Source organism: Streptomyces sp. NPDC048483 (assembly GCF_040651455.1).
Classification (GTDB): domain Bacteria; phylum Actinomycetota; class Actinomycetes; order Streptomycetales; family Streptomycetaceae; genus Streptomyces.
The window spans coordinates 1-25,974 of record NZ_JBEZJZ010000118.1; the positions used below are offsets into that span (position 1 = coordinate 1).

Here is a 25,974-nt window from a genome sequence, read left to right on the forward strand (position 1 = left end):
CGCCGTGAAGCCCGCCGCCCGCGCGGCCGCCGGCCGCTCCAGCAACGGAAGCTCGGTGAACAGAATCGACAGATTGACGTTGAAGCGCGTGTCCGCGAAACCCATGAGGGCCGGCGCCCCTTCCGAATTGTGGAACTTGTTTTCTGCGTAACGGAACACTGCCTGCCGGGTTCGGATGCTGTCAAGGGGGCGTCCGGGCAATTTCTGGTGACCGGGGCGATGCACGCGTAGGTTGAACCGCGTGCGATTGAGAGTGGAGTTCACGACGGAGCCGTTCGACCTGGACGAGGCGCCGGCTCATGCGGTGGTGGCGAGGGACATCGTCACCGGCGCCGAGCTGGATGCCGTGGACGTCGGTCCGTTCGGCAATACGGCCGAGGGCGACGCCGACCGGGTGCTGGGCGCGGTCAATGCCCTCCTGCGCGAATCCCTGGAGGCGGGTGCCACCCGGGTGTCGCTGCAGGTCAATGTGATCGCGGACGCCGCGCCGGACAAGGAGGATGCGACGTGACCGAGCCCGCCGACCACCCGTTCGTCCAGGCGGTCAAGCCGCTGGTGGATGCGATGGGCGGACAGATGGTCGCGCCGGACCTGGCCCAGGGCGACGATGTCGTCCTGGCCTGGGAGGGGCAGGACCGGGTGGCCGTGCGGCTCCCGCACCTGTCGGATTCGCTCGACCACATCCTCGCCGAGCTCCAGCGCCGCCACGGCATGCCCCTGGCGGAGCTGGACCGCAAGACCAAGCAGTCGGTCGTACGGATCCTGGAGTCGCGCGGTGCCTTCTCCGTGCGGCACGGCGTGGAGACGGTCGCGGGCGCGCTGGGCGTCAGCCGCTTCACCGTGTACAACTATTTGAACAGGGAGAATGCCGCGAAGGGCGCCGACTGAGGCGAACCGGTCGCAAGCCCCGCCCGACCGCCGAAAGCCACCGAAGCCGTCGTCCCAAATCACCGGACGGCGGCTTTTGTGTTGCCGAGTTTTCAACAAAGTGTTGACGTGATGTTGCCGGGGGTCTTAGCTGTTTCCAGCCAATGCAGAGCTGTCCAGCACCAGGCCACGGAGGATTCCCGTGTCGTCGAGTTCGACCCCAGGTCTTTCCCGGCTCAATGACGCCGACGACAGTACGGCCACGGCCGCACTGCACGAGGTGTGTGCCAGCCGGGCATGGGGGAGCAAGATCCTCGCCCAGCGCCCCTACGCCACCACCGACGCCCTGTTCACCGCCAGCGACGCCGCCATGGCCGAGCTGACCGCGGAGGACCTGGCCGAGGCGATGGCCGGGCACCCGCCCATCGGCCGGCCCAAGCCGGGCGACCCGACCTCTTCCCGTGAGCAGAGCGGGATGGCCGGCGCCTCCGACGAGCTCAAGGCGGAGATGCTGGAACTCAACCTGGCTTACCAGGAAAAGTTCGGGCATGTCTTCCTTATCTGCGCCTCCGGCCGCACCGGGGAGCAGATGCGCGATGCGATCCGTAACCGGATCGACAACACGCCGGAACAGGAGCGGGAGATCGTCCGGGTGGAACTCGGCAAGATCAACCGCATTCGTCTGACCCGCCTGACCGCACTCGCAGAAGGAGACGCAGCATGAGCAGCGAGACGGCTGCCGCGACGTCGGTGTCCACGCACATCCTGGACACCAGCGTGGGCCGCCCCGCGGAGGGGGTCGCCCTCACGCTCTCGGTGCGCTCCGGCAGCGAGGGCGCCTGGAGCGCCCACGGAGCCGGGAAGACCGACGCCGACGGGCGCTGCAAGGACCTGCCGGCCCTGCCGGAAGGCACCACGCACGTACGCCTCGACTTCGCGGTCGAGGAGTACTTCGTTTCAAACACGCACAGCACCCACCACAAGGCAATCCAGCAAGCCGAGGAACAGCAGGACGCCCCCCGCGTAAGGGACAGCGGAGCCTTCTTCCCGGAGGTGGCAATCACCTTTGCCGTCAAGCCGGGCGAGCATTACCACGTACCGCTGCTGCTCAACCCGTTCGGCTACTCCGTATACCGAGGGAGCTAGCACCGACATGCCCACGATTCTCGGCCAGAACCAGTACGGCAAAGCGGAAAACCGCGTCGTCAAGATCACCCGCGACGGCGACACGCACCACATCAAGGACCTGAACGTCTCGGTCGCGCTCTCCGGCGACCTGGAAGAGGTCCACCTCTCCGGCTCCAACGCCAACTGCCTGCCGACGGACACGACGAAGAACACCGTGTACGCCTTCGCCAAGGAATACGGCATCGAGTCGGCCGAGCAGTTCGGCATCCACCTGGCCCGGCACTTCGTCACCAGCCAGGAGCCGATCAAGCAGGCCCGGATACGTATCGAGGAATACGCCTGGGAGCGGATCGCCACCTCCGACGCCAACTCGAAGTTCATCGGCTCGGACGACGTCAAGCACTCCTTCGTCCGCCAGGGCCAGGAGACCCGGGTGACCGAGATCACCTACGACGGTGAGCAGTGGCAGGTCATCTCCGGTCTGAAGGACCTGGTCGTCATGAACTCCACCAACTCGGAGTTCTGGGGATACATCAAGGACAAGTACACGACGCTGAAGGAGGCGTACGACCGCATCCTGGCCACGCAGGTATCCAGCCGCTGGCGGTTCAACTGGACCGACGACGCGCAGCGGATGCCCAACTGGGAGCGTTCGTACGAGCAGGTCAAGAAGCACATGCTGCAGGCCTTCGCGGAGACCTACAGCCTCTCCCTCCAGCAGACCCTGTACCAAATGGGTTCGCGCATCATCAACAACCGTTCCGAGGTCGACGAGATCCGCTTCTCGCTGCCGAACAAGCACCACTTCCTGGTGGATCTGGAGCCGTTCGGGCTGAAGAACGACAACGAGGTCTACTACGCGGCGGACCGCCCGTACGGCCTGATCGAAGCCACTGTTCTGCGCGACGGTGTCGAAGCCCGGATCCCGATGGATCTGACGAACCTCTGACGGCTGTCCGGTACCACGCCGTGTCTCCCCTTCCCCCTCCCGCAGGGGGGAGGGAGAAACCGTCGATCCGAGGGGAACGACCCGTGACTCCGCTCCCCTGCTCAGCAGGGGGCTTCCAACCCGGAGGTTGCGGTCCAGCCCGAACCGGTCCCTTGCGGGACAAACGGAAATACCACAGGCCAGGGAAGCGATTCCCCCACTGGCTGATGCCGGTGGTCCCCTCGCTAGGAAATCGATGGCACAGCAACAGCACCTAGCGCATTACCCGGTCCACCCGGTGGACGAAAAGCCGGCGGCCAAGCGGCTCGTCCCTGCCGCACTCCAGCACATCGCTGCCATGTACGCCGGTGTCGTCACCCCTCCGCTCATCATCGGCCAGGCCGTCGGCCTGGACACCGCCGGACGCACCCGGCTGATCGCCGCCAGCCTGCTCATCGCCGGGCTCGCGACGCTTCTCCAGACGCTCGGTGTCCGTAAGTTCGTCGGCAACCGCCTGCCGTTCGTCAACGCGGCCAGCTCCGCCGGTATCACCCCGATGCTCGCCATCGCCGAGACCAGCGCCAAGGGCCATCAACTCCCCGCGATCTACGGGGCGGTGATGGTTGCCGGAGTCTTCTGCCTCGCGATCGGCCCGTTCTTCGGGAAACTGCTCCGCTTCTTCCCGCCGCTGGTCACCGGCGTCGTGATCACCCTCATCGGGGTCACGCTGATGCCCGTACCGGTCGGCTGGGCGCAGGGCGGCGACAAGGAAGCCGCCGACTTCGGCGACATGAAGTACCTGGCGCTCGCCGCCTTCACCCTCGTGGTGATCCTGCTGATCCAGCGCTTCACCCAGGGCTTCGTCAAGCAGATCGCGCTGCTGATCGGCCTGGTCGTCGGCACCGTCGCCGCGATCCCCTTCGGGATGGCGAGCTTCGACGGGCTGCGCTCGGCCCCGATCGCCGCGCTGCCGACCCCGTTCGCCTTCGGCGCCCCCGAATTCCAGCCCGCCGCGATCCTCTCGCTGTGCATCGTGATGCTGGTGCTGATGACGGAGTCGTCCGCCGGCATGCTGGCCCTCGGCGAGATCTGCGACCGCAGGACCACCGGTGTCACCATCACCCGCGGACTGCGCACCGACGGCATCGCCACCCTCTTCGGCCCCGTCTTCGGCGGCTTCCCGACCAGCGCCTTCGCGCAGAACGTCGGTGTGGTGTCCCTGACCCGGGTCCGCAGCCGCTACGTCGTCGCCCTCGCCGGCGCCGCGCTCCTGGTCCTCGGCGCTTTCCCCGTCCTGGGCGCCGTGGTCTCCCTGGTGCCGATGCCGGTGCTCGGCGGTGCGGGTATCGTCCTGTTCGGCTCGATCGCGGTCAGCGGTATCCGTACGCTCTCCGAGGCCGGACTCGACGACAGCTCCAACATCATCCTGGTGGCGGTGTCGCTCGGCGCAGGCATCATCCCGCTCGCCGCGCCGACCTTCTACGCAGACTTCCCCGCCTGGGCACAGACCGTACTCGGCTCCGGGATCAGCGCCGGCGCCCTGACCGCGGTCGCGCTCAACCTGTTCTTCCACCATCTCGGCACCCGGAGCACCCGACGGGCGGCGGTACTGTCAGCCGCCTCGCCCGGCTCCGGCACTCAAATCCCGTAGGGCCATGCCGTGCCCAAACCGCCAGTACGGAAAGTAGGAAGCACCATGGCAGCATCGGCAGCCCCTGACAGCGCGGTGAAGCAGCGCATCGTCATCGAGAACTGCGCCATCGCGACCGTCGACGCCAACGACACCGAGTACGCCACCGGTCATGTGGTCGTCGCGGACAACATCATCGAGTCGCTGGGTGCCGGCAAGGCCCCCGAGGGCCTGGAGAACGTCGTCCGCCGCATCGACGGCACGGGACACCTGGTCACCCCCGGCCTGATCAACACCCATCACCACTTCTACCAGTGGATCACCCGGGGCCTGGCCACCGACCACAACCTCTTCAACTGGCTGGTCGCGCTCTACCCGACCTGGGCCCGGATCGACGCCCCGATGCTCGCCGCCGCCACCCAGGGCTCGCTCGGCATGATGGTCAAGGGCGGCGTGACCACCGCCTCCGACCACCACTACGTCTTCCCCCAGGGCTCCGGCGACCTCGTCAGCGCCGAGCTGGCCGCGGCCGCCGAGATCGGCGCCCGGATCACCCTGGCCCGCGGCTCCATGGACCGCAGCGAGAAGGACGGCGGACTGCCCCCGGACTTCGCCGTCGAGACCACCGAGGGCGCCCTGCTCGGCACCGAAGAGGCCATCGACAAGCACCACGACTCCTCCTTCGGCTCGATGGTGCACATCGCCGCCGCGCCCTGTTCGCCGTTCTCCATCTCCACCGAACTCCTCAAGGAGGGCGCCAAGCTCGCCCGCCGTAAGGGCGTACGGATGCACACCCACGGCTCGGAGACCGTGGAGGAGGAGAAGTTCTGCCACGAGCTGTTCGGCATGGGCCCGACCGACTACTTCGAGTCGACCGGCTGGCTCGGTGACGATGTGTGGATGGCGCACTGCGTCCACATGAACGACTCCGACATCGCCGCCTTCGCCCGTACGAAGACCGGTGTGGCGCACTGTCCCTCGTCCAACGCCCGCCTCGCCGCCGGTATCGCCCGCGTCCCCGACATGCTCGCGGCCGGCGTCCCGGTCGGCCTCGGCGTCGACGGCACCGCCTCCAACGAGTCCGGCGAACTCCACACCGAGCTGCGCAACGCGCTCCTCATCAACCGCCTCGGCGCCCACAAGGAGGCCGCCCTCAACGCCCGTAAGTCGCTGCGCCTGGGCACCTACGGCGGCGCCCAGGTCCTCGGCCGGACGAGCGAGATCGGCTCCCTGGAGGTCGGCAAGCTCGCCGACCTGGTCCTGTGGAAGCTGGACGGCCTCGGCCACTCCTCGATCGCCGACCCGGTCACCGCCCTGGTCTTCGGCGCGGCCGCCCCGGTCACGCTGTCGCTGGTCAACGGCAAGCCGGTCGTCGAGGACAACCACCTCACCAACGTCGACGAGGACGCCATCGCCCGCACCGCGCGGGCCGAGGCGCAGCGTCTGGCCCGCATCGCCTCCGAGGGCTGATCCCCTCGGCTGCACCACCCCAGACTCGGCCGGGAGGGACGGCTCCCGGCTGAGCTTGTGGATCCGAGCGGGATCCACAAGCGCCGGGCCCCGGGGGTACGGAAATCTCCTCGTACCCCTGGGCCCGGGTACCCCCCGGGCCGGTCGACCGGCCCGCATCCGTCCCTGCGCCACAAGCGCGGCCCCACCCCGACACGCTCACCAGCGCGACTTCTCGCACCACCGCACCACATGGCAAGCCCTCCGTGACAGCCTCGCCTCGCCGGCCGCCGGTGACGCAGTAAAACGAAGGAGGCCCGCAGTGGCCGCAATTACCGGGCAGAAGTCGGAGGAGGACCGGAAGCATCCGGTCGATCAGACCCTCCCGCCCGTCAAGATGTTCACCAGCGGCCTGCAGCATGTGGCCGCCATGTACGCGGGTGTGGTGGCCCCGCCGATGATTGTGGGACCCGCCTGCGGGCTGAGCCCCACCGAGACCGCGTTCCTCATGGGCGCCAGCCTCTTCACCGCCGGTATCGCGACGCTCCTCCAGACCCTCGGGTTCTGGAAGGTCGGCGCCAAACTCCCCTTCGTCAACGGCGTCTCCTTTGCCGGTGTCACGCCGATGGTCGCCATCGGCAAGGCCCAGAGTCCCGGGAACGCGCTGCCGATCATCTTCGGCGCGGTCATCGTCGCCGGTCTGCTCGGCTTCGTCCTCGCCCCCTACTTCTCCAAGCTCGTACGCTTCTTCCCCCCGGTCGTCACCGGCACCGTCATCACCCTGATCGGCGTCTCGCTCCTCCCGGTGGCCTTCAACTGGTCCCAGGGAGGCAACGACCGGGCACCCGACTACGGTTCCCTGACGAACATCGGGATGGCCGCGCTGACGTTCCTGATCGTGCTGGTGCTGCGCAAGGTGCTGCGCGGCTTCCTCCAGCAGATCTCGATCCTCCTCGGCCTGGTCGCCGGCACCCTGATCGCGATACCCGTCGGCATCACCGACTTCGCCGCCATCACCAAGTCGGACATCATCGGCTTCCCCACGCCCTTCCACTTCGGGGCCCCGCAGTTCGACATCGCCGCGATCGTCTCGATGTGCATCGTGATGCTGGTGTGCATGACGGAGTCGACGGCCGACATGCTCGCCCTCGGCAAGATCGTCGGCCGCCCGGCGGACGAGCGCACCATCGAGGGCGGGCTGCGCGCCGACACCCTCGGCACCGCCATCAGCCCGCTGTTCAACGGTTTCGCCAACAGCGCCTTCGCCCAGAACATCGGCCTGGTCGCGATGACCAAGGTGCGCAGCCGGTTCGTGGTGGCGACCAGCGGTCTGATCCTGATCGTGCTGGGCCTGTCGCCGGTGGCCGCCTCGGTCATCTCGCTGGTCCCGCTGCCGGTCCTGGGCGGCGCCGGCATCGTGCTCTTCGGCTCGGTGGCCGCCAGCGGCATCCAGACGCTGGCCTCCGCCGCCATGGAGAAGGGCGAGAACTCCCTGATCGTCGCGGCCGCCGTCGGCGTCGGCCTGATCCCGATCGCGGCGCCGACGTTCTACCACCACATGCCCAAGGACCTGCTGGTCGTCCTGGACTCCGGCATCAGCACCGGGTGTCTTGTCGCCATCGTCCTCAACCTCGCCTTCAACCACTTCGGCAAGGGCGCCGACACGGGGGAGGAGGCGGATGCCACGGAGTCCGACGGCACGAAGGCCGCTGTCATGGAGGCCGACGACGGAGCTCCCGGCGAGGTGAGCATCCCGCAGCAGCCCAACCGCCGGGCCACGGACTCGGGCGACCCGGCGTCGGCCCCCGCGCACTGACCCATGGGCAGCGGATTACCCCTGCATATCCCTGACGTCGACAACGGCCCGTAGGGGAGCGGCACCTGCCGTTCCTGTACGGGCCGTTGAGGTGTGCGGGTGTTGCCGCGCGCGGCCTTTCCCGGCGGCAGTTCGTTCGGGCAGCCGGTAGGCCGGTTCGGCCGGAACCAGGTCAGTCGATGTGGAAGCTCTCCCCGTACACCTTCCAGTCCAGCGGCGTATGCAGATCGAGATTCCCCTTCTCGAGGAACACCCGCTGCGCGGTGTCCACCCGGCTGGTGTCGCTGTGCGCTTCCTCCTGCTCCATCGCCCAGACCCGCGCGTCGAGGAAGGCGTTCAGATACGCCGTCTCGTCGCCGCCCTGGGCCGGCGGCTTCGCCTTGGCCAGCGCGCGCTTGCGGATGCTGGAGAAGCTGGTCCGGTCGTCGCCGTCGCCGTGCATCACGATCGCGTCGTAGTACGTGAACTGGCCGAGCACACCGATCCCGTCGGCCTTGCCCTGCTTGACCGCGGGGTTGAAGTACACCCGGTCGCGCTCATCGTTCTGCGCCTTCTGGAATGCGGGGTCCTGGGCTGCCTTCTTCCAGTCCTTCGGGTAGCCGGGGTCCAGCCCCTCGTGCGAGTCGCTGCCGTCCACCTTGCGCAGCGCGGGGAGGTACGTGGCCAGGACGTTGTCCGGCTTGCGCTGCGTATACAGCTCGACGAGCTCCAGCATGTCGTGCGTACCGGAGCAGAAGCCGATGATGCCGCCGGTGTAGCCGCGGCCATCGCCGATGTCCTCGATGTACTGGTACTGGGCCTTCCAGTCCAGCGAGGAGTTCTCCGCGCTGGAGACCAGCTGCATGGCGATCTCTTTCTTCGCCGGGTCGTCGAGACCGGACGCGGCCCGGGCGGCGGCGGGTGCGTCATGGGCCGCGGCCGGGGCGTGGTGTCCGGCCGGGGCCGCCGTGGTGGCGACGGCGGCGGCCGGTACGGCGAGCAGGGCGAGGCCGAGGGCGACGCGGGCGGCGGCCTTGGGCAGTCCGCTGCCCGGTGGCCTGCCGGCTATCGATCGGGTGCGCATGGAGTCCTCCAGTCCGGAGTGGGCCGTGGGGGGTCGTGGGGGGCCGCGGGGGTCCCCAATCGTTAGGAAGCTTTCCTACCAGACTTGGCGAGTGACGTGAACCCGTCATGCGGGGCCAACGCGTGGCCGCGGGGGAGTGGTTGGGGTCTGTCGAGACCGGCACCCGGTTCAGTGCACGGGCCCTTCGGCCGGCCCGCCCAGTAGCCCGCGCAGCAGGTCCCGGAGGTCCGGCGCCGGATCGAAGTCCCCTTCTGGAAAGGTGAGTTGGTGCAGAATGATGCCGTCGAGGTGGTCGAGCAGAATCCGGCCGTGCCGCTCGGGGTGGGCGGAGCCGAAGCGGCGTACCGAGTCCGCGCCCCAGGTGAGGACGGTCTGCCGGCTCCGTGCGAGGGGGGCGCGCAACTCCGGTCGGGCGGTGGACTCCAGGAAGAGCGCGAGGCGGGCGGTCGTACGGGCCCGCGCCGGTCCGGTGGCGTGCCGGGCGAACGCGGCCAGCGCATCGGCCAGCTCGCCGGGGTCGGCGGGGTCGGTGCCGGCCGCGAAGGACTCCCACTCGCGCCGCTCCAGGGCCTGGAGATGGTCGACGATGCCGTCGATCAGGGCGGTGCGATTGCGGAAGTAGTTGGACGTGGTGCCGGTGGGGACGCCCGCGGCGGTGTCCACGGCCTGATAGGTCAGCCGCCGCAGCCCCTCGGCCCCCAGTACCTCGATCGCCGCGTCCAGTACTTGCTCCCGCCGTCGTGCCACGTCATCCGCTCCTTTTACTACGTTCATAGTGCCCGGCTACTACAAACATAGTACCGTGCGGGCATGAAGCCTCCCGTGGTCACACCGTCCTCCTCGGGGTCTGGGACCTGCCCGGGGCAACCGCCGCATTCCTCGCCCGAGGACGCGCCGAAGCCCGCACCGGCCGGGCGGTCCTCGTCGGCCGTCCGCCCCTCCGCGGTCGTCATCGGCGGCGGTATCGGCGGACTCGCCACCGCCATCGCCCTGCGCTCCGACGGGTGGCAGGTCGACGTCCTCGAGCGCGCCGACGCCGCCCCGCCCGCCGGTACCGCCCTCGGCCTGTGGCCCTCTGCCCTGGCCGCACTGGACGCGCTCGGCATCGGCACCGCCGTACGGAACCTCGGGCGACCACAGACCGGCGGTGCCTTCCTGCGCCCCGACGGCCGCCGGATCGCCGTCCTCGACGTCGCCGGCCTGGCGCGCCGCACCGGCGACGCCGTCCATCTGCTCTCCCGCCCAGCCCTCCTCGGCCTGCTGCACGACGCCGCCGGCCCCGGCGCGGTGCGCTTCGGCGCGCCCGTCGACGGGGGCCGGCTGCCCGCCCTCGAGGCCGCATACGACCTGGTCATCGCCGCCGATGGCCTCAACAGCCGCGCCAGAACCGCCCTGTTCGGCCCGGCGTACCGCGCGGTGTATGCGGGCGCCACCGGCTGGCGGGGCACCGTCACCGGAGACATCGGTACGTACACCGAGACCTGGGGAGAGGGGCGGCGGTTCGGCATCACACCGCAGGAGGGCGGCCGGACCAATTGGTTCGCGGCCGCCCCCGAACCACCCGGCGCCCGCTCGCCCGACGGCGAACCCGCCGCGCTGCGCGCCCGCTTCGGCCACTGGCACGCCGCCGTACGCGACATCCTGGACCGCCTGGAGGAGGGCGAGGTGCTGCGCCACGACCTCTACCACCTCGACCTGCCGCTGCCCCGCTACTTCTCCGGCCGTACGGTCCTGCTCGGCGACGCCGCCCATGCCATGACCCCGGACCTGGGCCGCGGTGCCTGCGAAGCCCTCCTGGACGCCGTGGAGTTGGCGTCCGCACTGCGCGCCGCGCCCGACATCCCGTCTGCCCTGCGCGCCTACGACGCCAAGCGCCGCCCGGCCACCCAGCGGCTGGCCCGGACGGCCCGGGCGATGAACCGTATGGCGCGGGTGCGCCGCTGCACGGGCGCGCGCAATGCGGTCCTGCGGGCCGCCCTTACGATCGGCGGCCCGCCCCCGTAAGCCGGAAGCCACCGCCAAATGCCGGCCTTCGCCCCGCTTCACGGGACGCCATCCGCCCGACTTGGCCGGCAGTTGATGCACACGTAACGCGTCGTAACTCTTCATGCACACACCGTACGACCCGCCACTGACAATCCCCCGCAGCGCCTGTCCGCGCATGACGAAGGGCCCGTACGCGCCGCAGTGCGGCGGCGCGTACGGGCCCTTCGGGTACGGGGTCAGCCCAGCAGTTCGTATGCGGGCAGCGTGAGGAAGTCCGCGAAGTCGGCGTCCAGGGAGACCTGGAGCAGCAGGTCGTGGGCCTGCTGCCACTTGCCGGAGGTGAAGGCGTCCTCGCCGACCTCGGCACGGATGGCGGCCAGCTGCTCCGTGGCGACCTTGCGCACCAGGTCGGCCGTCGCCGTCTCGCCGTTCTCGAAGACGACGTCCGCGTCGACCCACTGCCAGATCTGCGAGCGCGAGATCTCGGCGGTGGCCGCGTCCTCCATCAGGCCGAAGATGGCGACGGCGCCCAGGCCGCGCAGCCAGGCCTCGATGTAGCGGGTGCCGACCTGGACGGCGTCGATCAGGCCCTGGTAGGTGGGCTTGGCGTCCAGGGAGTCGATGGCGATGAGGTCGGCGGCGGCGACGGAGACGTCCTCGCGCAGGCGGTCCTTCTGGTGGGGCTTGTCGCCGAGGACCGCGTCGAAGGAGGCGCGGGCCACCTTGACCAGATCGGGGTGGGCGACCCAGGAGCCGTCGAAGCCGTCGCCGGCCTCGCGGTCCTTGTCGTTCTTGACCTTGGTCAGGGCCTTCTCGTTGGCCTCGGGGTCGCGGCGGTTGGGGATGAACGCCGCCATGCCGCCGATCGCGTGCGCGCCGCGCTTGTGGCAGGTGCGGACGAGGAGTTCGGTGTACGCCCGCATGAACGGGGCGGTCATCGTCACCGCGTTGCGGTCCGGGAGGACGAACTTGGCGCCGCCGTCACGGAAGTTCTTGACGATGGAGAAGAGGTAGTCCCAGCGGCCGGCGTTCAGGCCCGAGGCGTGGTCCCGCAGCTCGTAGAGGATCTCCTCCATCTCGTACGCGGCGGTGATCGTCTCGATGAGCACGGTGGCGCGGACGGTGCCCTGGGGGATGCCGACGTACTCCTGGGCGAAGACGAAGATGTCGTTCCAGAGGCGGGCCTCGAGGTGCGACTCGGTCTTCGGGAGGTAGAAGTACGGGCCCTTGCCGAGGTCCAGCAGGCGCTGCGCGTTGTGGAAGAAGTACAGGCCGAAGTCCACCAGGGCACCGGGGACGGGGGTGCCCTCGAAGCGCAGGTGGCGCTCCTCCAGGTGCCAGCCGCGCGGGCGCATCACGACGGTCGCGAGCTCCTCGGCGGGCTTGAGGGCGTAGGACTTGCCCGACTTCGGGTCCGTGAAGTCGATCCGGCGCTCGTAGGCGTCGATGAGGTTGAGCTGGCCGCCGACGACGTTCTCCCAGGTGGGAGCGGAGGCGTCCTCGAAGTCGGCGAGCCAGACCTTGGCACCGGAGTTGAGCGCGTTGATGGTCATCTTGCGGTCGGTGGGACCGGTGATCTCCACCCGGCGGTCGTTGAGCGCAGCGGGCGCCTCGGCGACCTTCCAGCTGTCGTCCGCCCGGATGGGGGCAGTCTCGGGGAGGAAGTCCAGGGTGCTGGTGCGGGCGATCTCGGCGCGGCGCTCGGCGCGGCGGGCCAGGAGTTCGTCGCGGCGGGGGGTGAATCGCCGGTGGAGCTCGGCGACGAAGGCGAGTGCGGCGTCGGTGAGGACCTCGCCCTGCCGTGCAGGGGTGTGTGCGGGGTCGACTTCGACGATGGCCAGCGGGGACGGCGCTGGTGCGGACATGAGCTGTCACTCCATTCAGCGGCGGTGCCTGGCGGCCGCCGGGGCCGCCCGTGCGGCACGGGGTGCCGCGGGCTCCGGGGTGCGGTCGCGGGCGCCGTCTGGGTTCAGGGCGCTTCTGACCAGTGGAGAGTAGTTTCCTTATTGCGGAACTTCAATGGTTTGTTGATGTCGAGATTCTCTGGGTCGACAGAAGTGGAGATCAAATGGCTCTCAGTGCCATGCCCTTCACTCTCCATGACTCCCCGTGATCTTCTGGCGCCCCGGGCTGCGCCGCAGGTCACGCCCTGTAGTGCCGCCGCCCGGTCACTCCAGCCGCCGCAGATCCTCCGGGGTGTCGATGTCGTACGGCTCGGCCACATCCGAGCATTCGATGAGCTTGATCACATCGGCGTGCTGCCGGAGATAGTCGCGCGCCCCCTGGTCGCCCTCCGCGCTCGATGCGATGTCCGCCCAGCGGTCGGCGCCGAACAGGACGGGATGGCCGCGCCGGCCCCCGTACGCGGCGGACGCCAGCGAGGCGCGCCCCTCGTACGCGGCCACCACCCGCGCCACCGCCGTGGCGCCGATGCCCGGCTGGTCCACCAGGGACACCACGACCGCGTCCGCCCCGGAACCGGCCAGCGCCGTGAGGCCGACCCGTAGTGAAGAGCCCATCCCCTGGGCCCAGTCGGGGTTCTCCGATGCGCCGTAGGAAGCGAGATCGGCCCGCTCGCGTACGGCGTCGGCGGCCGCGCCCAGCACGATGTGCACCGGTTCGCAGCCGCCGTCCCGCAGCACCCGCGCGGCATGCTCGACCAGGGGGCGCCCCCGGTGGTCGAGCAGTGCCTTGGGGCGCCCGCCCAGCCGCCGTCCGCCACCTGCGGCGAGCAGTAGTCCCGCCACCCTTCCCGGTGGCGGCGATGGCTGCTGCGGCGTCCCGGATGCTGCTGTTGCTTGTGAGGTTGAAGCCATGGGGAGTGCTTACCTCATGGCGGCCCGCCGTGCGGTGCCTGTTGTCCGGCGTCCGCCCTCACGCCGCGTCGCCGGACGCCCGCTGGCGCGGGATGTTCGGCCGTAGCCGGTCCCGGAGTTGGTGCGTGCGCTGGTCCGCGAGCCGGTGTTCGGTGACGTAGCGGTGTATGTGCTCGACGGTGATCTCGGACGCGTCGGTGAGGCCGTATGCCCGGCAGATCAGCTGTACGACGCTGACGGGGTGCGGGTTCGGGCCGGATTCGGGGCCGGTGTTGGGCTCCAAGACAGTCTCCGATCCAGTGATATGCCGGAAATTTCCCTGAACGTGAGAGTGCTCCATCATGCCGCGCCATACGCATCGGATTCCCTACGCCCATGCCAACGGGTGCCGTTGCGAACGCACGTCTGAGGCATGGTCGGGGCGGATCTGGGCACTGCGCGGCCAACGGGCCGGGACCATGCGCGAATCCGGCGCTTCGGACATGGCGCCCACCGGGACGGTACGGATGTCACAGGGGCGCGGCCGTCCGGATAAAGTGCTGCCCCGTTGCGGGCATCGTGGCTGCCGTCCCGATACGGCAGACCCATTTTTCTGAGTCGGGGGACCTAGTGGTGAACAGTGTGGGCTCGTCCGGGATCTTCCAGCCGCTGGAGGGTGACGATCCGCGGGCGGTTGCGGGCTACCGGCTCACGGCGAAGCTCGGCGCCGGCGGTATGGGCAAGGTCTATCTCTCCTACACGCCCGGTGGTCGGCCGGTGGCCATCAAGGTGATCCGGCCCGAGTTCAGCGAGGACGCCGAATTCCGCCGCCGCTTCAAGCAGGAGGTGCAGTCCGCGCAGCGCGTCCAGGGGCTGTTCACCGCCCCGGTCATCGACAGCGACCCCGAGGGCACCAGCCCCTGGCTCGCGACCGCGTACGTGCCCGGCCCCTCGCTCTCCGCGGCCGTCGCCGAGCACGGCAAACTGCCGGTCTCCACCGTGCTGCTGATGGTCGCCGGGATCGCCGAAGCGCTCCAGGTCATCCATGGCGCGGGCATCGTCCACCGGGACCTGAAGCCGTCCAACGTCCTGCTCGCCGCCGACGGCCCCCGGGTCATCGACTTCGGTATCGCCCGCGCCGCCGACGCCACGTCCCTGACCAGCAGCGGCGTCACCGTCGGCACCCCCACCTTCATGGCGCCCGAACAGGCCGCCGGCAGCACCATCACCCCCGCCACCGACATCTTCGCGCTCGGCCAGGTGGCGGCGTACGCGGCCATCGGGACCCCCGCGTTCGGTGAGGGCACCTCGCACGGTGTCCTCTACCGCATCGTCCATGAGGAGCCGGACCTGACCGGACTCCCCGACGAGCTGCGCGAGTTGGTCACCAGCTGCCTCGCCAAGGACGCCGCGCAGCGCCCGTCCGTCGCCGAGGTGATCGCCCTGTGCGGCGCGGCCTCCGGCCAGACGCAGCTGCGCCGCCCCGAGGACTGGCTGCCCACCGCGGTCGCGGCCGACATCACCACGCGTACGGCGGCTCCCGCGCCCGTACAGACCCCGCCGCCCCCGGTGGAGGCACCCACCACCCAGCCGGCCGTGCCGCCGACGGTCGCCCTGCAGGCCCCGCCGCACCCGCCCGCCCAGCCGACGGTGCCCGCGCCGCAGCAGCCGCAGACGCCGCCGCCCGGTTCCCACGAGGCGTACGCGCCGACCGCCAATGCCACCGCGCCCCTCACCCAGGTCTCCGGCAGCCCGGCCGGCACCGGCCCGACTGCCACCGGCCCGACCGCCACCGTGCCGGCCGCACAGCCCGCACAGCCCCCGAAGAAGAAGCGCAAGGGGCTGGTCACGGCCCTGGCGCTGGCCTGCATGCTGGTCTTCGCGGGGGCGGGCGGCACCGCCGTCTACTACGTCATGAAGGGCGACGGCAAGGCGACGCACGACCAGGCCGACGGCAAGGGCGGCAAGAAGCAGAAGAAGCCGGCGAGCGGCGAGGGCGGCGAGACCGGGAGCCCGTCGGACGGTACGACGCCGAGCCCCGGTGCGGAGGGCGACGACTCCGATTCCGTGGTGAAGAACCCGAAGCCCATCGACTACGCGAAGATCGATCTGACCGACAGGTACCACCTGTCCATGGACGACGATCCGGTCGCGCCCAAGAGCGAAGACAGCGATTCGGACAGCGACTTCTCCTTCACGCACGGGGAATACACGGACAGCACGGTCGACACCAGCGACAGCGGCAAGCTGGTGCTGCTCAACTCCGGCGAGGAGGGCACGCTGGACACCTGCCGTACGGAGACCCGGTTCACCACGAGCATCAGCGTCAAGAAGCTGACCAAGGGCGCGCAGATGTGCCTGACCACCAGCTACGGCACGGTCGCGCTGATCACCTACAAGGGCATGGCGCCCGAGTCGGACGTGAGCAGCTACCTGACCGTTTCGGTGCGGGTGTGGCGCAATGCGGTGGAGCCCGAGGAGCAGTGAGCGGGCGGCCCGGGGCCGGTGGCTCTGGGCGCGCCTGAGCGCCTCGCCGGGGTGGGGTGTGTGAATTGGTGCCTCGACCGTCGAACGGGCCGCTGAACGGGCTTCTGGGGCCGCTGCGGGGGGCTGGTTGGGGTGTAGGCCTGCGTGCGCTCGTACGGTGGCGGGCCTTCGGGTGACTGAGGGGCGGGGGCGTCCGGGGTCGGCCGCTTGCGGCGTATTCGCTGATGGCCGCCGGCTGCGGTCCGTCGGCCTTGGCCGCGGTACGTCGTCCGTGGCCCGCGGCCTGTCGTCCGCGGTTCGTCGTCCCCGGTCCCCGGTCCGTGGCCCGCGGGCGAAACCGCGGCTGCTGGCCCGCCCGCCCGCCTGACCCGCCCACCCCCCGAAGGGGGGTGGGCGGCGGGGAAAAACAAAAGCAGGTGCGTGGGCGGCGGGGAAAACCCCAGGAGTGGGCCCCAACGAGGGGAACGACCCCGGAGGCGGCCCCAATGAGGCAAAGAGCCCAAGGGCGGCCCCCAATGATCGGATTTTTTCGCTCTCCGTATGGCGCGATCACCACAGGGTGGCGTTAACTGGCCCGCATTGTGAAACGGTCAACAGCCATGGAGGCCGCCGTCGTTGTGGAACAGGCACAGACGCAGGTGCAGGTGGAGACGCAGGGGCAGAGGCGCAGGCGGGTGGCCGGGCAGGTGACCGGGGGAGAGGGCGATACGCGGGTCCAGGCGCTGCGCTGCGCGGTGGCCCGGCTGCGGCGTCAACTGGCCGTGCTGCCGGGGGAGCTACCCGACCGGGCGGCCGCCGACGACGAACTGGCCGCACTGGAGGCGATGGTGAGCCACGGCATGCCCGAAGTGCCCCGGCTGCGCCGCTCGTTACTGCTGATCGCGGGGGCGGTCGGTTCGGTCAGCGCGCTGTCGCCCGCGCTGACCGAGGTGCGCGAGGGAATCGACAGCTTCAGCGAGCTGCCCCGCGGCCGGTGAACGGGTGCACGGAGGTGCCGCCCGGCGCGGGCCGGAGCGGGCGCGCCCCGGTCCCGGCCGAAAACAACGCCGGCCCGCGGTCGGCCGTCCTTACGCCTGCGACTGGCTGGCCAACGCCACCGACAGCTGCGCCGCGACCTCCTGCAGTACCGGCACGATCTTGTCCGTCGACGCCTCCGTCACCCGGCCCGTCGGGCCCGAGATGGAGATCGCCGCGGACGTGGGGGAGTTCGGCACCGGCACCGCGAAGCAGCGGACGCCGATCTCCTGCTCGTTGTCGTCCACCGCGTAGCCGAGCCGCCGGACATCGGCGAGCGATTCGAGGAAGCTGTCCGGGTCGGTGATCGTCTTCTCGGTCGCGGCGGGCATGCCCGTACGGCCGAGCAGCGCGCGGACCTCCTCCGGCGGGTGGTTGGCCAGCAGCGCCTTGCCGACCCCGGTGGAGTGGGGCAGTACGCGGCGGCCGACCTCGGTGAACATGCGTACCGCGTGCCGGGAGGGGACCTGCGCGACGTACACGATTTCGTCGCCGTCGAGCAGCGCCATGTTGGCGGTCTCGCCGGTCTCCTCCACCAGGCGGGCCAGATACGGCCGGGCCCAGGTGCCCAGCAGTCGCGACGCGCTCTCGCCCAGCCGGATCAGGCGGGGGCCGAGGGCGTACCGGCGGTTGGGCTGCTGGCGGACGTAGCCGCAGGCCACGAGCGTGCGCATCAGGCGGTGGATGGTGGGGAGCGGGAGTCCGCTGCTGCCGGAGAGTTCGCTGAGGCCGACCTCGCCACCGGCGTCGGCCATCCGCTCGAGCAGGTCGAAGGCGCGCTCAAGGGACTGGACGCCGCCGCTGGCGCCTGCGGGCTTGGCTTCGGCGGCGGAGGTGCTGGCGCTGGACGGCGGCACGTCGCGTTCCTTTCGGGGCGGGTCAGATCGGTCTCGGCAAGTTCGTGCCCAAGGGCTTTCGGGCGCCGGGCCCGACCGGGGCAGCCTACCGGTCCCCTTACGTTGGCACACCGTCTCTCGCACACTCGTTCCCGCCGGTCAGCGAGGCGATCGTCCCAAGGCCTGAGAAGGGTCCGACGCCTAGACGTGATCCCTTGACGGCGCCAGTGGCCGTAGCTACGTTCTGCTGCGCGAAACCTACTGTCCATTCTGTGGAATCCTCCAAATTGCTGGAGCGTCATGCGCATTCTCGTCATGAACCCGAACACCACGGCTTCCATGACCGCCTCGATTCGCGCCACCGCCACCGCCGTCGCCGCCCCGGGGACGCAGATCATCGCCACCGAGCCTCTCTGGGGCCCGGAGTCGATCGAGGGCCACTTCGAGGGCTACCTCAGCGCCGCGGCCGTCCTGGACCGGCTCGCCACCCTCGATACGGCCTTCGACGCCCTGGTCATGGCCGGCTTCGGCGAACCGGGCCGGGAGGGCGCACAGGAGCTGCTGGATGTCCCCGTACTGGACATCACCGAGAGTGCCGCCCAGATGGCGATGATGCTCGGCCACGCCTACGGCATCGTCACCACCCTCGACCGCTCCGTGCCGCAGATCCAGGACCGTCTGCTGACCGCCGGGCTGCTGCAGCGGTGCGCCGCCGTCCGCGGCACCGGCCTCGGTGTCCTGGAGCTGGAGGAGGACCCTGAGCGCACCGTCGAGGTGATCATCGAGACCGCCCGTGAGGTCGTACGGGCCGGTGCCGAGGTGATCTGCCTGGGGTGCGGAGGGATGGCCGGGCTCCAGGAACGGGTTGCGGCGGCGCTCGGGGTGCCGGTCGTGGACGGCGTCGCCGCCGCGGTGAAGTTCGCGGAGGCGGTCGTCGGGCTCGGGCTGGCGACCAGTACGGGACGCAGCTTTGCGCCGCCGCGCCCGAAAGCCATCGGGTCCTGGCCGTTGAGTGCCCATTTGTCCCTGGGGCGCGCTCAGGGCTCCCCCCGTAACACCGAATTTTCCGCACAGACATCAGGCATCTGACAACTGACCTGTACAGCTGTCACCGGCAATGGCACCGGCAACGGCAATCGACCGCAGACCGACAGCATCGCTGGATCCGACCCCCGACCAACAGTCCCTGAGCTCCACCCACCTGCCCGGGAGGACACATGGCAACGCCCCCGATGCCCCCGCAGAACAAGCAGCTCCCGCCGCCCGATCCGCGGCTCTTCAACGCGGACCTCGCGCCCGCCCCCGAGCGCAAATGGGGCACCTACAGCATCTTCGCGCTGTGGATGTCCGACACCCACGCGATCAGCAACTACGCCTTCGCCGCCAGCCTGTTCGTGCTCGGCCTGCCGGCCTGGGAGGTGTTCCTGGCCCTGCTCGTCGGCATCTCGATCGTCTACTGGCTGATGAACCGGATGGGGCATGCGGGGCATCGCACCGGCGTTCCCTACCCGGTGCTCGCCCGCGCCAGCTGGGGCGTGTACGGCGCCAACATCCCCGCACTGCTGCGCGCGATCATGGCGGTGGCCTGGTACGGCATCCAGACCTGGCTCGCCTCGACGGCCGTGGTCCTGCTGACCCTGCAGGTCGCGCCCGGCCTGGCCGCCTACGACCACAATTCGGTGCTGGGCCTGTCCACCCTGGGCTGGGTCGCGTTCATGGTGATGTGGGGGCTGCAGGCGGTCCTGCTGACGCGGGGGATGGAGTTCATCCGCAAGGTCCAGGACTTCGCGACCGGGCCGGTGGTGTGGCTCGTGGTGCTCGCGCTCGCCGTCTATCTGGTGGTCAAGGCCGGCGGCGACATCTCGCTCACCCGTAGCCTCACCGGCCTCAGCGGCTCCGCGCAGATCGAGCAGAGCCTCATCGCGGTCAGCCTGACGGTGGCCACCTTCCTGACCCTGGTCCTCAACTACGCCGACTTCGCCCGCTTCACCCCCGACCACCGCTCCTACCGGCGCGGCAACCTGATCGGGCTGCCGGTGAACTTCACCGCCTTCGCGGTGGTCGCCGTGCTGGTCACCGCGGGCACCATCGCCGTCTTCGGCGAGGCGATCTACGACCCGGTGAAGGTGATTCAGAAGATCGACAATCCGGTGGTCACGGTCATCGGGGCGCTGGCCTTCATCGTCGCGACCATCGGCATCAACGTCGTCGCCAATTTCGTCTCGCCCGCGTACGACTTCGCGAATCTCGCGCCGAAGTATCTGGACTTCAAGCGCGGCGGCATGATCACGGCGGTGCTGGCCGTCCTCGTCATGCCCTGGAAGCTGTACTCCTCGGCGCTGGTGATCCAGTACTTCCTGGGGGCGCTGGGTGCCTTCCTGGGGCCGCTGGTCGCCATCCTGCTCGTCGACTACTACCTGATACGGCGCGGCCGGATCGATGTCGATGCGCTGTTCTCGGCCGATGCGCGGGGCGCGTATTTCTACCGACGCGGCTACAACCCCAAGGCCGTCACCGCCTTTCTGCCGGCCGCGGCGGTCTCCGCCTCGCTCGCGCTGATACCGGCCTTCGATGCGGTGGCGCCGTTCTCCTGGATCTTCGGGATGGGGATCTCCGGTGCGCTCTACGCCCTGGTCTCGCGCCATGGGCGGGTTGCCGCGGGCGTCGGGCCGATTCCGGACGAGATCATCCCGTCGCAGGTCAGGGCGGGTGATGCGGCGGAGCCGGCGGTACCAGGGGAGTCCGGTGCGGTCGTCGCGCCGGTGCCGGCGAAGGGGTCTTGACGGGCCGCGGTCCTGAGTGAAGACTCATTCAACAGACTGTTGAATTTCGCATGTCGTTGCGGGGTGAATGACCGGCTGGGGACCGTACGGGCGCTGTCAGCCGTGCGTACCGAGCGCTGTCACGCAACGATGAAGACACGATACGAGGAGGGGACTGGGTGTCCGAAATAGAGCTGGTGCTGCGCTCCACGCGCGTCGTCACCCCGGAGGGGACGCGCGCCGCGTCCGTCACCGTCAGGGACGGGAAGATCGCGGCGGTGCTGCCGCACGACGCCGAGGCCCCGGCCGGGGCGCGGGTCGAGGACTTCGGTGACGATGTCCTGCTGCCCGGCCTCGTGGACACCCACGTCCATGTCAACGACCCCGGCCGCACCGAATGGGAGGGCTTCTGGACGGCCACCCGCGCGGCCGCGGCCGGCGGTATCACCACGCTCGTGGACATGCCGCTCAACAGCCTCCCGCCCACCACCACCGCCGCCCACCTCGACACCAAGCGCGAGGTCGCCCGCAGCAAGGCGCACATCGACGTCGGCTTCTGGGGCGGTGCCATCCCCGGCAACGTCAAGGACCTGCGGCCGCTGTACGACGCCGGGGTCTTCGGCTTCAAGTGTTTCCTGTCGCCCTCCGGGGTGGACGAGTTCCCGCAGCTCGACCAGGAACAGCTGGCCGCCGCCCTCGGCGAGATCGCCGGCTTCGACGGTCTGCTGATCGTGCACGCCGAGGACCCGGGCCACCTGGACGCCGCCCCCGAGGCGCACGGCCCCAAGTACGCCGACTTCCTCGCCTCCCGCCCCCGCGTCTCCGAGAACGACGCCATCGCCGGGCTGATCGCGCTGGCCAAGCTGCTGGATGCGCGGGTGCACGTCCTGCATCTGTCCTCCAGCGACGCGCTGCCGCTGATCGCCGCCGCCAAGGGCGAGGGCGTCAAGATCACCGTCGAGTCCTGCCCGCACTTCCTGACCCTGACCGCCGAGGAAATCCCGGACGGCGCAACGGAGTTCAAGTGCTGCCCGCCGATCCGCGAGGCGTCCAACCAGGACGCGCTCTGGCAGGGCCTGGCCGACGGCACCATCGACTGCATCGTCTCCGACCACTCGCCCTCCACCGCCGACCTCAAGACCGCCGACTTCGGTGCGGCCTGGGGCGGTATCTCCTCCCTCCAGCTCGGCCTGCCCGCCATCTGGACGGCGGCCCGCGAGCGCGGCCACACCCTCGACGACGTCGTGCGCTGGATGGCCACCGCCCCGGCGGCGCTGGTCGGCCTCGGCCAGAAGGGCGCCATCGAGCCCGGCCGGGACGCCGACTTCGCGGTCCTCGCCCCGGAGGAGACCTTCACCGTCGACGCGCAGGCGCTCCAGCACCGCAACAAGATCACCGCATACGCCGGGAAGACCCTGTACGGCGTCGTGCGCTCCACCTGGCTGCGCGGTCGGCAGATCAACGACGGCGCCACCCTCACGGAGCCCACCGGCGAACTCCTGGAAAGGCCGCAGAGCGTATGACCAGCGCCGACCTCCCCCACCCGCCCGGCCCGGGCATACCCCGCTACACCGGCGACGCCAGCCCCTACGCAGGCGGCGACCCGTACGCCGACTTCCGCACCCCGGGCCCGGCCGGCTTCCCCTTCACCCACCTGCCCGACCTCGCCGACCGGCGGCTCGGCGCGGGGGTGATCGCGGCCAATGACGAGTTCTTCGCCGAGCGCGAGAACCTTCTCAAGCCCGAGGCCGCCCACTTCGACCCCGAGGACTTCGGGCACAAGGGCAAGATCATGGACGGCTGGGAGACCCGCCGGCGGCGCGGCACCGACGGCGATCACCCCTTCCCGACGGACGAGGACCACGACTGGGCGCTGATCCGGCTCGGCGCGCCCGGCGTGATCCGCGGCATCGTCGTCGACACCGCCCACTTCCGTGGCAACTACCCGCAGTCCGTCAGCGTCGAAGGCGCGTGTGTGGCGGGATCGCCCTCGCCCGACGACCTCCTTGCCGCCGACATCACATGGACGACCCTCGTCCCGCGCACCGCCATCGGCGGCCACGCCGCCAACGGCTTCGCCATCGGCGCCGCGCAGCGCTTCACCCATCTGCGCCTCAACCAGCACCCCGACGGCGGTGTCGCCCGCCTCCGGGTCCACGGCGAGGTCGTCCCGGCCCCCGACTGGCTGTCCGCGCTGGGCACCTTCGACCTCGCCGCGCTGGAGAACGGCGGCCAGGTGGAGGACGCCTCGGACCGCTTCTACTCCTCGCCCACCAACACCATCCAGCCGGGCCGCTCCCGCAAGATGGACGACGGCTGGGAGACCCGGCGCCGCCGCGGCACGGGCAACGACTGGGTCCGCTACCGCCTCACCGAGCAGTCCGTGATCCGCGCCGTCGAGATCGACACCGGCTATCTCAAGGGCAACTCGGCGGGCTGGGCGGCCCTGTCCGGACGGGACGGCGAGGACGGTGAGTGGACCGAACTTCTGCCGCGCACCCGCCTGCAGCCCGACACCGTCCACCGCTTCCTGCTGGACGACGCCGCGGCCGCCACCCATGTCCGGATCGACATCTACCCGGACGGCGGCATCGCCCGGCTGCGGCTGCACGGCTCGCTCACCGAGGAGGGGGCGCGCCGACTGGGCGCCCGCCACAAGGAGTTGGGCGGCTGACGGCGTACGGCCCGGTGGCCCTGACCGCACCGTCAGGGCCACCGGGCATCATGAGGGGATGACGGGGAACCCACCTTCCGCTGCGCCGACGGTGATACGGCTTGCGCGGTACACGCACACGGAACAGAGCGAGATCCTCGGGGACGGCGCCGACCCCTTCGGCGTCGCGGAAACCGGCCTGACCTGGCTGCCCAAGGAGGAGCACTTCGGCATCCGGCGGGACGGCCGCCTCGTGGCGCACGCGGGTCTGCTGCGGGTGCCCGTTTCGGTCGGCGGGGAAGAGTCACCGGCCATGGGCGTCGGCGGGGTGGCCGTCGCCCCGGACCTGCGGGGGCACGGGCTGGCGCGGCTGGTCGTCACGGCCGCCGTGGAGTACGCCCGCACGCAGGGGCCGCGGTACGGGCTGCTCTTCTGCCGGCCGCCGCTCGTCGCCCTGTACCAGCGGCTCGGGTGGCGCCCCCTCCACGAGGACGTACAGGTCGAACAGCCCGCAGGGCCCGTCATCATGCCGCTGCGGACCATGTGGACGCCGCTGCGCGAGGGCGTGGAGCACCCCGCGGAACCGCTGCGTCTGCTCTCGCTGCCCATGTGATCCGCGCTCGGCGGCCGGTCGTCCAGTTCCGGCGCCGGCGGCCTTGAGGGACCTCTTGACGAGGGCCACCGCGGGCGCGTCGGTCCCGGGGCGCGCGACGACGGTCACGGACGGGGTGATGGTGATCCGGTCACGGCGGGCGTGGACGGACTGCAGGGTGGGGGTGAGGGCGGCGGCCGCCGGTCTGTCAGGGGCGCGGCCGGGGGCGGTGGCCGCAGCGGTGCGGCGGGCGGGAGCGGGGAGAGCGGGTGCGCATGCAGGCCTTACCCGGTTGGCGGGCCGAGGCAACGGACTTTTCCGTCGTGGGGATGGACGTTGCCCCGGACGGACGGACGGACGGACGGGCAGGCGGTGGACGGACGGGGCGGCGGCCGGGACCGCGGGCGCCCTCGGCGGCCCCGCTAGCGCGTCTTGGCGATGATCACCAGCAGGCTCATGAACGCCAGCAGGACGTGCGTGGCGACGACATAGAGGAACACGCGGACATAGACCCCGCGGGGCGGCCTGGTCTCGACGTACTCGCGGGCGGAGCTCGTCTCGGATGTCTCTTCGGGCACGGCGTACGGTCCTTCCCTGGGGCTCGGTGGTGGTGTCTGCCGCGTCACAGACCGCGGCGCGGAGTCGCGTCCCCCAGGCACAGCTCCGCGGCCCCGCTCTGCAGCAGCGTGTGGACGAACAGCAGCTCCGTCCCGCCCCGCGAGGCGGCCGCGATCCGGTGTGGTGTCAGCGAGTCGAAGTGCGCCGCGTCCCCCGGGTCCAGCACATGCGCCGCCTCGCCGAGCGTCAGCCGCAGCCGCCCCTTGAGGACGTACAGCCACTCCTCGCCCGGATGCACCCGCACCAGCTCGCCCTGCGCCCGCTGCGGCACATGCACCCGCAGCGCCTGCATGGCGCGCCCGGCGCCGCCCACGGTCCAGTACGTCCAGCCGCCGGCCTCCGACGGCTCGGTGCGGCCGGCCCGCAGGATCGGGTCCCGCTCGGGAGCGGTCTCCCCGAGGAGGTCGGATACCGTGGTTCCGTACGTGCGGGCCAGGGCCAGCAGCATCGGCAGCGACGGCTGGCGCCGACCGGTCTCCAGCCGGGACAGATGGGCGGGCGAGAGCCCGACCTGCCGGGCCGCGGCCTCGAGGGTCAGCCCGCTGCGCCGTCGCAGGTCACGCAGTCGGGGCGCGACGGTGACGAGCTCCTCGGAGGGCCCGGCCGGGGCGGTGTCCGCAGCCGGGGCCGCAGACGGGTCCTTGCGTCTGTCCGTCATGTCCCCGGTATAACGACCCCTCGCCCCACAGGCAAAATTTTTGCCTCTCAGGCAAAGTCGCGCCATGCGAAACGAGCGGGTTAAGTGTCGTGGGGATCCTGTGAACTCCTGGGAAACTAAGGCCCGTTGGGATTGACAGGGTCACGTCTACGCGCGTCATGCTGGACGGCATGAGAATCCCCCCACGGATCACCAGGATCGGCGCCGCCGGCGCCCTCGCCTCGGCCCTTCTCCTCGGCGGCACCGCGGTCGCCGCGACACCCGCCGTCGCCGCCCCGCACCAGGCCACCGCGTACGCCACGGTGGCGCACGCAACGCCGGTGCACGTGAACGCCGTCGGCGACATCTGCTACTCCAAGCTGCCCTCCCAGGCCCACGACACCCTGGACCTGATCGAGAAGGGCGGACCCTTCCCGTATCCGAAGGACGGCACCGTCTTCGACAACCGCGAGGGCATCCTCCCGGCACAGAACACGGGCTACTACCACGAGTACACCGTCATCACTCCTGGCTCGCCCGACCGCGGCGCCCGGCGCATCGTGGCCGGTGAGAAGAAGGACGAGGACTACTACACCGCCGACCACTACAAGTCGTTCGACCTCGTCGACCGCAGCTGCTGACGTAACGGCAGGTACGGCGAAGGACCGGAACCGCTTCCGACCACAACCGCGGCGGCCGGGGTGCACAGGCAC

At 70.4% G+C, this 25,974-nt stretch carries 25 protein-coding genes and 1 pseudogene; 17 read left to right on the forward strand and 9 right to left on the reverse strand.

What is annotated here, in order from left to right:
* Window positions 1-105: pseudogene (locus tag AB0D04_RS36200) on the reverse strand (hydroxypyruvate isomerase); the annotation flags it as partial.
* Window positions 106-241: 136 nt separating this feature from the next.
* Here AB0D04_RS36200 and AB0D04_RS36205 point away from each other — a divergent pair.
* The 8 genes from AB0D04_RS36205 to AB0D04_RS36240 all read left to right on the forward strand — a co-directional run bounded on the left by AB0D04_RS36205 (window position 242) and on the right by AB0D04_RS36240 (window position 7,818).
* Window positions 242-511, forward strand: coding sequence for a hypothetical protein (locus AB0D04_RS36205; RefSeq protein ID WP_362711653.1), 270 nt, complete (start codon window positions 242-244; stop codon window positions 509-511).
* A complete protein-coding gene (locus AB0D04_RS36210; RefSeq protein WP_362711654.1) occupies window positions 508-888 on the forward strand; it encodes a helix-turn-helix domain-containing protein in 381 nt (126 codons plus the stop codon). Before AB0D04_RS36205 ends, AB0D04_RS36210 begins: the two co-directional genes overlap by 4 nt.
* A gap of 181 nt (window positions 889-1,069) precedes the next feature.
* Window positions 1,070-1,591: a 2-oxo-4-hydroxy-4-carboxy-5-ureidoimidazoline decarboxylase gene (uraD, locus tag AB0D04_RS36215; protein WP_362711655.1), complete on the forward strand. Its 522-nt coding sequence runs from the start codon at window positions 1,070-1,072 to the stop codon at window positions 1,589-1,591.
* Window positions 1,588-2,013: a hydroxyisourate hydrolase gene (gene uraH, locus AB0D04_RS36220; RefSeq protein WP_362711656.1), complete on the forward strand. Its 426-nt coding sequence runs from the start codon at window positions 1,588-1,590 to the stop codon at window positions 2,011-2,013. The genes uraD and uraH overlap by 4 nt, the downstream gene beginning before the upstream one ends.
* 7 nt (window positions 2,014-2,020) lie before the next feature.
* Entirely contained in the window at window positions 2,021-2,944 is a 924-nt protein-coding gene (gene pucL / locus AB0D04_RS36225) for a factor-independent urate hydroxylase (protein ID WP_362711657.1), read from the forward strand.
* A gap of 235 nt (window positions 2,945-3,179) precedes the next feature.
* Window positions 3,180-4,574 carry a nucleobase:cation symporter-2 family protein gene (locus tag AB0D04_RS36230; protein ID WP_362711658.1) on the forward strand — a complete coding sequence of 465 codons (1,395 nt, stop codon included), beginning with the start codon at window positions 3,180-3,182 and terminating at the stop codon, window positions 4,572-4,574.
* A 45-nt stretch (window positions 4,575-4,619) separates the two neighbouring features.
* Window positions 4,620-6,023, forward strand: coding sequence for an 8-oxoguanine deaminase (locus AB0D04_RS36235; protein WP_362711659.1), 1,404 nt, complete (start codon window positions 4,620-4,622; stop codon window positions 6,021-6,023).
* 376 nt (window positions 6,024-6,399) lie between these two features.
* Window positions 6,400-7,818 carry a nucleobase:cation symporter-2 family protein gene (locus AB0D04_RS36240; protein ID WP_362711676.1) on the forward strand — a complete coding sequence of 473 codons (1,419 nt, stop codon included), beginning with the start codon at window positions 6,400-6,402 and terminating at the stop codon, window positions 7,816-7,818.
* A 172-nt stretch (window positions 7,819-7,990) separates the two neighbouring features.
* On the opposite strand, the gene AB0D04_RS36245 is transcribed toward AB0D04_RS36240, so the two are convergent.
* The gene (locus AB0D04_RS36245; protein WP_362711660.1) at window positions 7,991-8,881 is read right to left on the reverse strand and encodes a chitosanase; all 891 of its coding nucleotides are present in this window, start codon (window positions 8,879-8,881) and stop codon (window positions 7,991-7,993) included.
* Window positions 8,882-9,049: 168 nt separating this feature from the next.
* Complete coding sequence (locus AB0D04_RS36250; protein ID WP_362711661.1) at window positions 9,050-9,628, reverse strand: TetR family transcriptional regulator; 579 nt, start codon at window positions 9,626-9,628, stop codon at window positions 9,050-9,052.
* A 63-nt stretch (window positions 9,629-9,691) separates the two neighbouring features.
* Between AB0D04_RS36250 and AB0D04_RS36255 the strand changes: the two genes are divergently transcribed.
* Window positions 9,692-10,885 (forward strand): FAD-dependent monooxygenase, encoded by a 1,194-nt coding sequence (locus AB0D04_RS36255; protein WP_362711662.1) that lies wholly within the window; start codon window positions 9,692-9,694, stop codon window positions 10,883-10,885.
* Between the two features lie 218 nt (window positions 10,886-11,103).
* Here the strand turns inward: AB0D04_RS36255 and aceB are convergent, their stop codons facing one another.
* From aceB to AB0D04_RS36270, 3 genes are all read right to left on the reverse strand, one after another.
* Window positions 11,104-12,732, reverse strand: a complete 1,629-nt coding sequence (gene aceB, locus AB0D04_RS36260; protein WP_362711663.1) for a malate synthase A — start codon at window positions 12,730-12,732, stop codon at window positions 11,104-11,106.
* Between the two features lie 303 nt (window positions 12,733-13,035).
* A complete protein-coding gene (locus AB0D04_RS36265) occupies window positions 13,036-13,614 on the reverse strand; it encodes a nucleotidyltransferase family protein (RefSeq protein WP_362711664.1) in 579 nt (192 codons plus the stop codon).
* 127 nt (window positions 13,615-13,741) lie between these two features.
* Window positions 13,742-13,966, reverse strand: coding sequence for a hypothetical protein (locus AB0D04_RS36270; protein WP_362711665.1), 225 nt, complete (start codon window positions 13,964-13,966; stop codon window positions 13,742-13,744).
* 326 nt (window positions 13,967-14,292) lie between these two features.
* Between AB0D04_RS36270 and AB0D04_RS36275 the strand changes: the two genes are divergently transcribed.
* Together AB0D04_RS36275 and AB0D04_RS36280 are read left to right on the forward strand one after the other, a co-directional pair.
* Entirely contained in the window at window positions 14,293-16,149 is a 1,857-nt protein-coding gene (locus tag AB0D04_RS36275) for a serine/threonine-protein kinase (RefSeq protein ID WP_362711666.1), read from the forward strand.
* Between the two features lie 686 nt (window positions 16,150-16,835).
* Window positions 16,836-17,126: a DUF5955 family protein gene (locus AB0D04_RS36280; protein ID WP_362711677.1), complete on the forward strand. Its 291-nt coding sequence runs from the start codon at window positions 16,836-16,838 to the stop codon at window positions 17,124-17,126.
* A 90-nt stretch (window positions 17,127-17,216) separates the two neighbouring features.
* Here AB0D04_RS36280 and AB0D04_RS36285 read toward each other — a convergent pair whose 3' ends face one another.
* Window positions 17,217-18,020 carry an IclR family transcriptional regulator gene (locus tag AB0D04_RS36285; protein WP_362711667.1) on the reverse strand — a complete coding sequence of 268 codons (804 nt, stop codon included), beginning with the start codon at window positions 18,018-18,020 and terminating at the stop codon, window positions 17,217-17,219.
* 279 nt (window positions 18,021-18,299) lie between these two features.
* Here AB0D04_RS36285 and AB0D04_RS36290 point away from each other — a divergent pair, with 279 nt between their 5' ends.
* The 5 genes from AB0D04_RS36290 to AB0D04_RS36310 all read left to right on the forward strand — a co-directional run bounded on the left by AB0D04_RS36290 (window position 18,300) and on the right by AB0D04_RS36310 (window position 24,027).
* Complete coding sequence (locus AB0D04_RS36290) at window positions 18,300-19,088, forward strand: aspartate/glutamate racemase family protein (RefSeq protein ID WP_362711668.1); 789 nt, start codon at window positions 18,300-18,302, stop codon at window positions 19,086-19,088.
* Between the two features lie 128 nt (window positions 19,089-19,216).
* The gene (locus AB0D04_RS36295) at window positions 19,217-20,782 is read left to right on the forward strand and encodes an NCS1 family nucleobase:cation symporter-1 (RefSeq protein WP_362711669.1); all 1,566 of its coding nucleotides are present in this window, start codon (window positions 19,217-19,219) and stop codon (window positions 20,780-20,782) included.
* A 158-nt stretch (window positions 20,783-20,940) separates the two neighbouring features.
* A complete protein-coding gene (gene allB, locus AB0D04_RS36300) occupies window positions 20,941-22,284 on the forward strand; it encodes an allantoinase AllB (protein WP_362711670.1) in 1,344 nt (447 codons plus the stop codon).
* Entirely contained in the window at window positions 22,281-23,435 is a 1,155-nt protein-coding gene (gene alc, locus AB0D04_RS36305; RefSeq protein WP_362711671.1) for an allantoicase, read from the forward strand. The genes allB and alc overlap by 4 nt, the downstream gene beginning before the upstream one ends.
* A gap of 58 nt (window positions 23,436-23,493) precedes the next feature.
* On the forward strand, window positions 23,494-24,027 hold the full coding sequence (locus tag AB0D04_RS36310; protein WP_362711672.1) for a GNAT family N-acetyltransferase: 534 nt from the start codon (window positions 23,494-23,496) through the stop codon (window positions 24,025-24,027).
* Between the two features lie 401 nt (window positions 24,028-24,428).
* Here AB0D04_RS36310 and AB0D04_RS36315 read toward each other — a convergent pair whose 3' ends face one another.
* The gene (locus tag AB0D04_RS36315) at window positions 24,429-24,584 is read right to left on the reverse strand and encodes a DUF6126 family protein (protein WP_362711673.1); all 156 of its coding nucleotides are present in this window, start codon (window positions 24,582-24,584) and stop codon (window positions 24,429-24,431) included.
* 44 nt (window positions 24,585-24,628) lie between these two features.
* Window positions 24,629-25,282 (reverse strand): XRE family transcriptional regulator, encoded by a 654-nt coding sequence (locus AB0D04_RS36320; protein WP_362711674.1) that lies wholly within the window; start codon window positions 25,280-25,282, stop codon window positions 24,629-24,631.
* 170 nt (window positions 25,283-25,452) lie between these two features.
* Here AB0D04_RS36320 and AB0D04_RS36325 point away from each other — a divergent pair, with 170 nt between their 5' ends.
* Entirely contained in the window at window positions 25,453-25,902 is a 450-nt protein-coding gene (locus tag AB0D04_RS36325; protein WP_362711675.1) for a ribonuclease domain-containing protein, read from the forward strand.
* The last annotated feature ends 72 nt before the right edge of the window (window positions 25,903-25,974 follow it).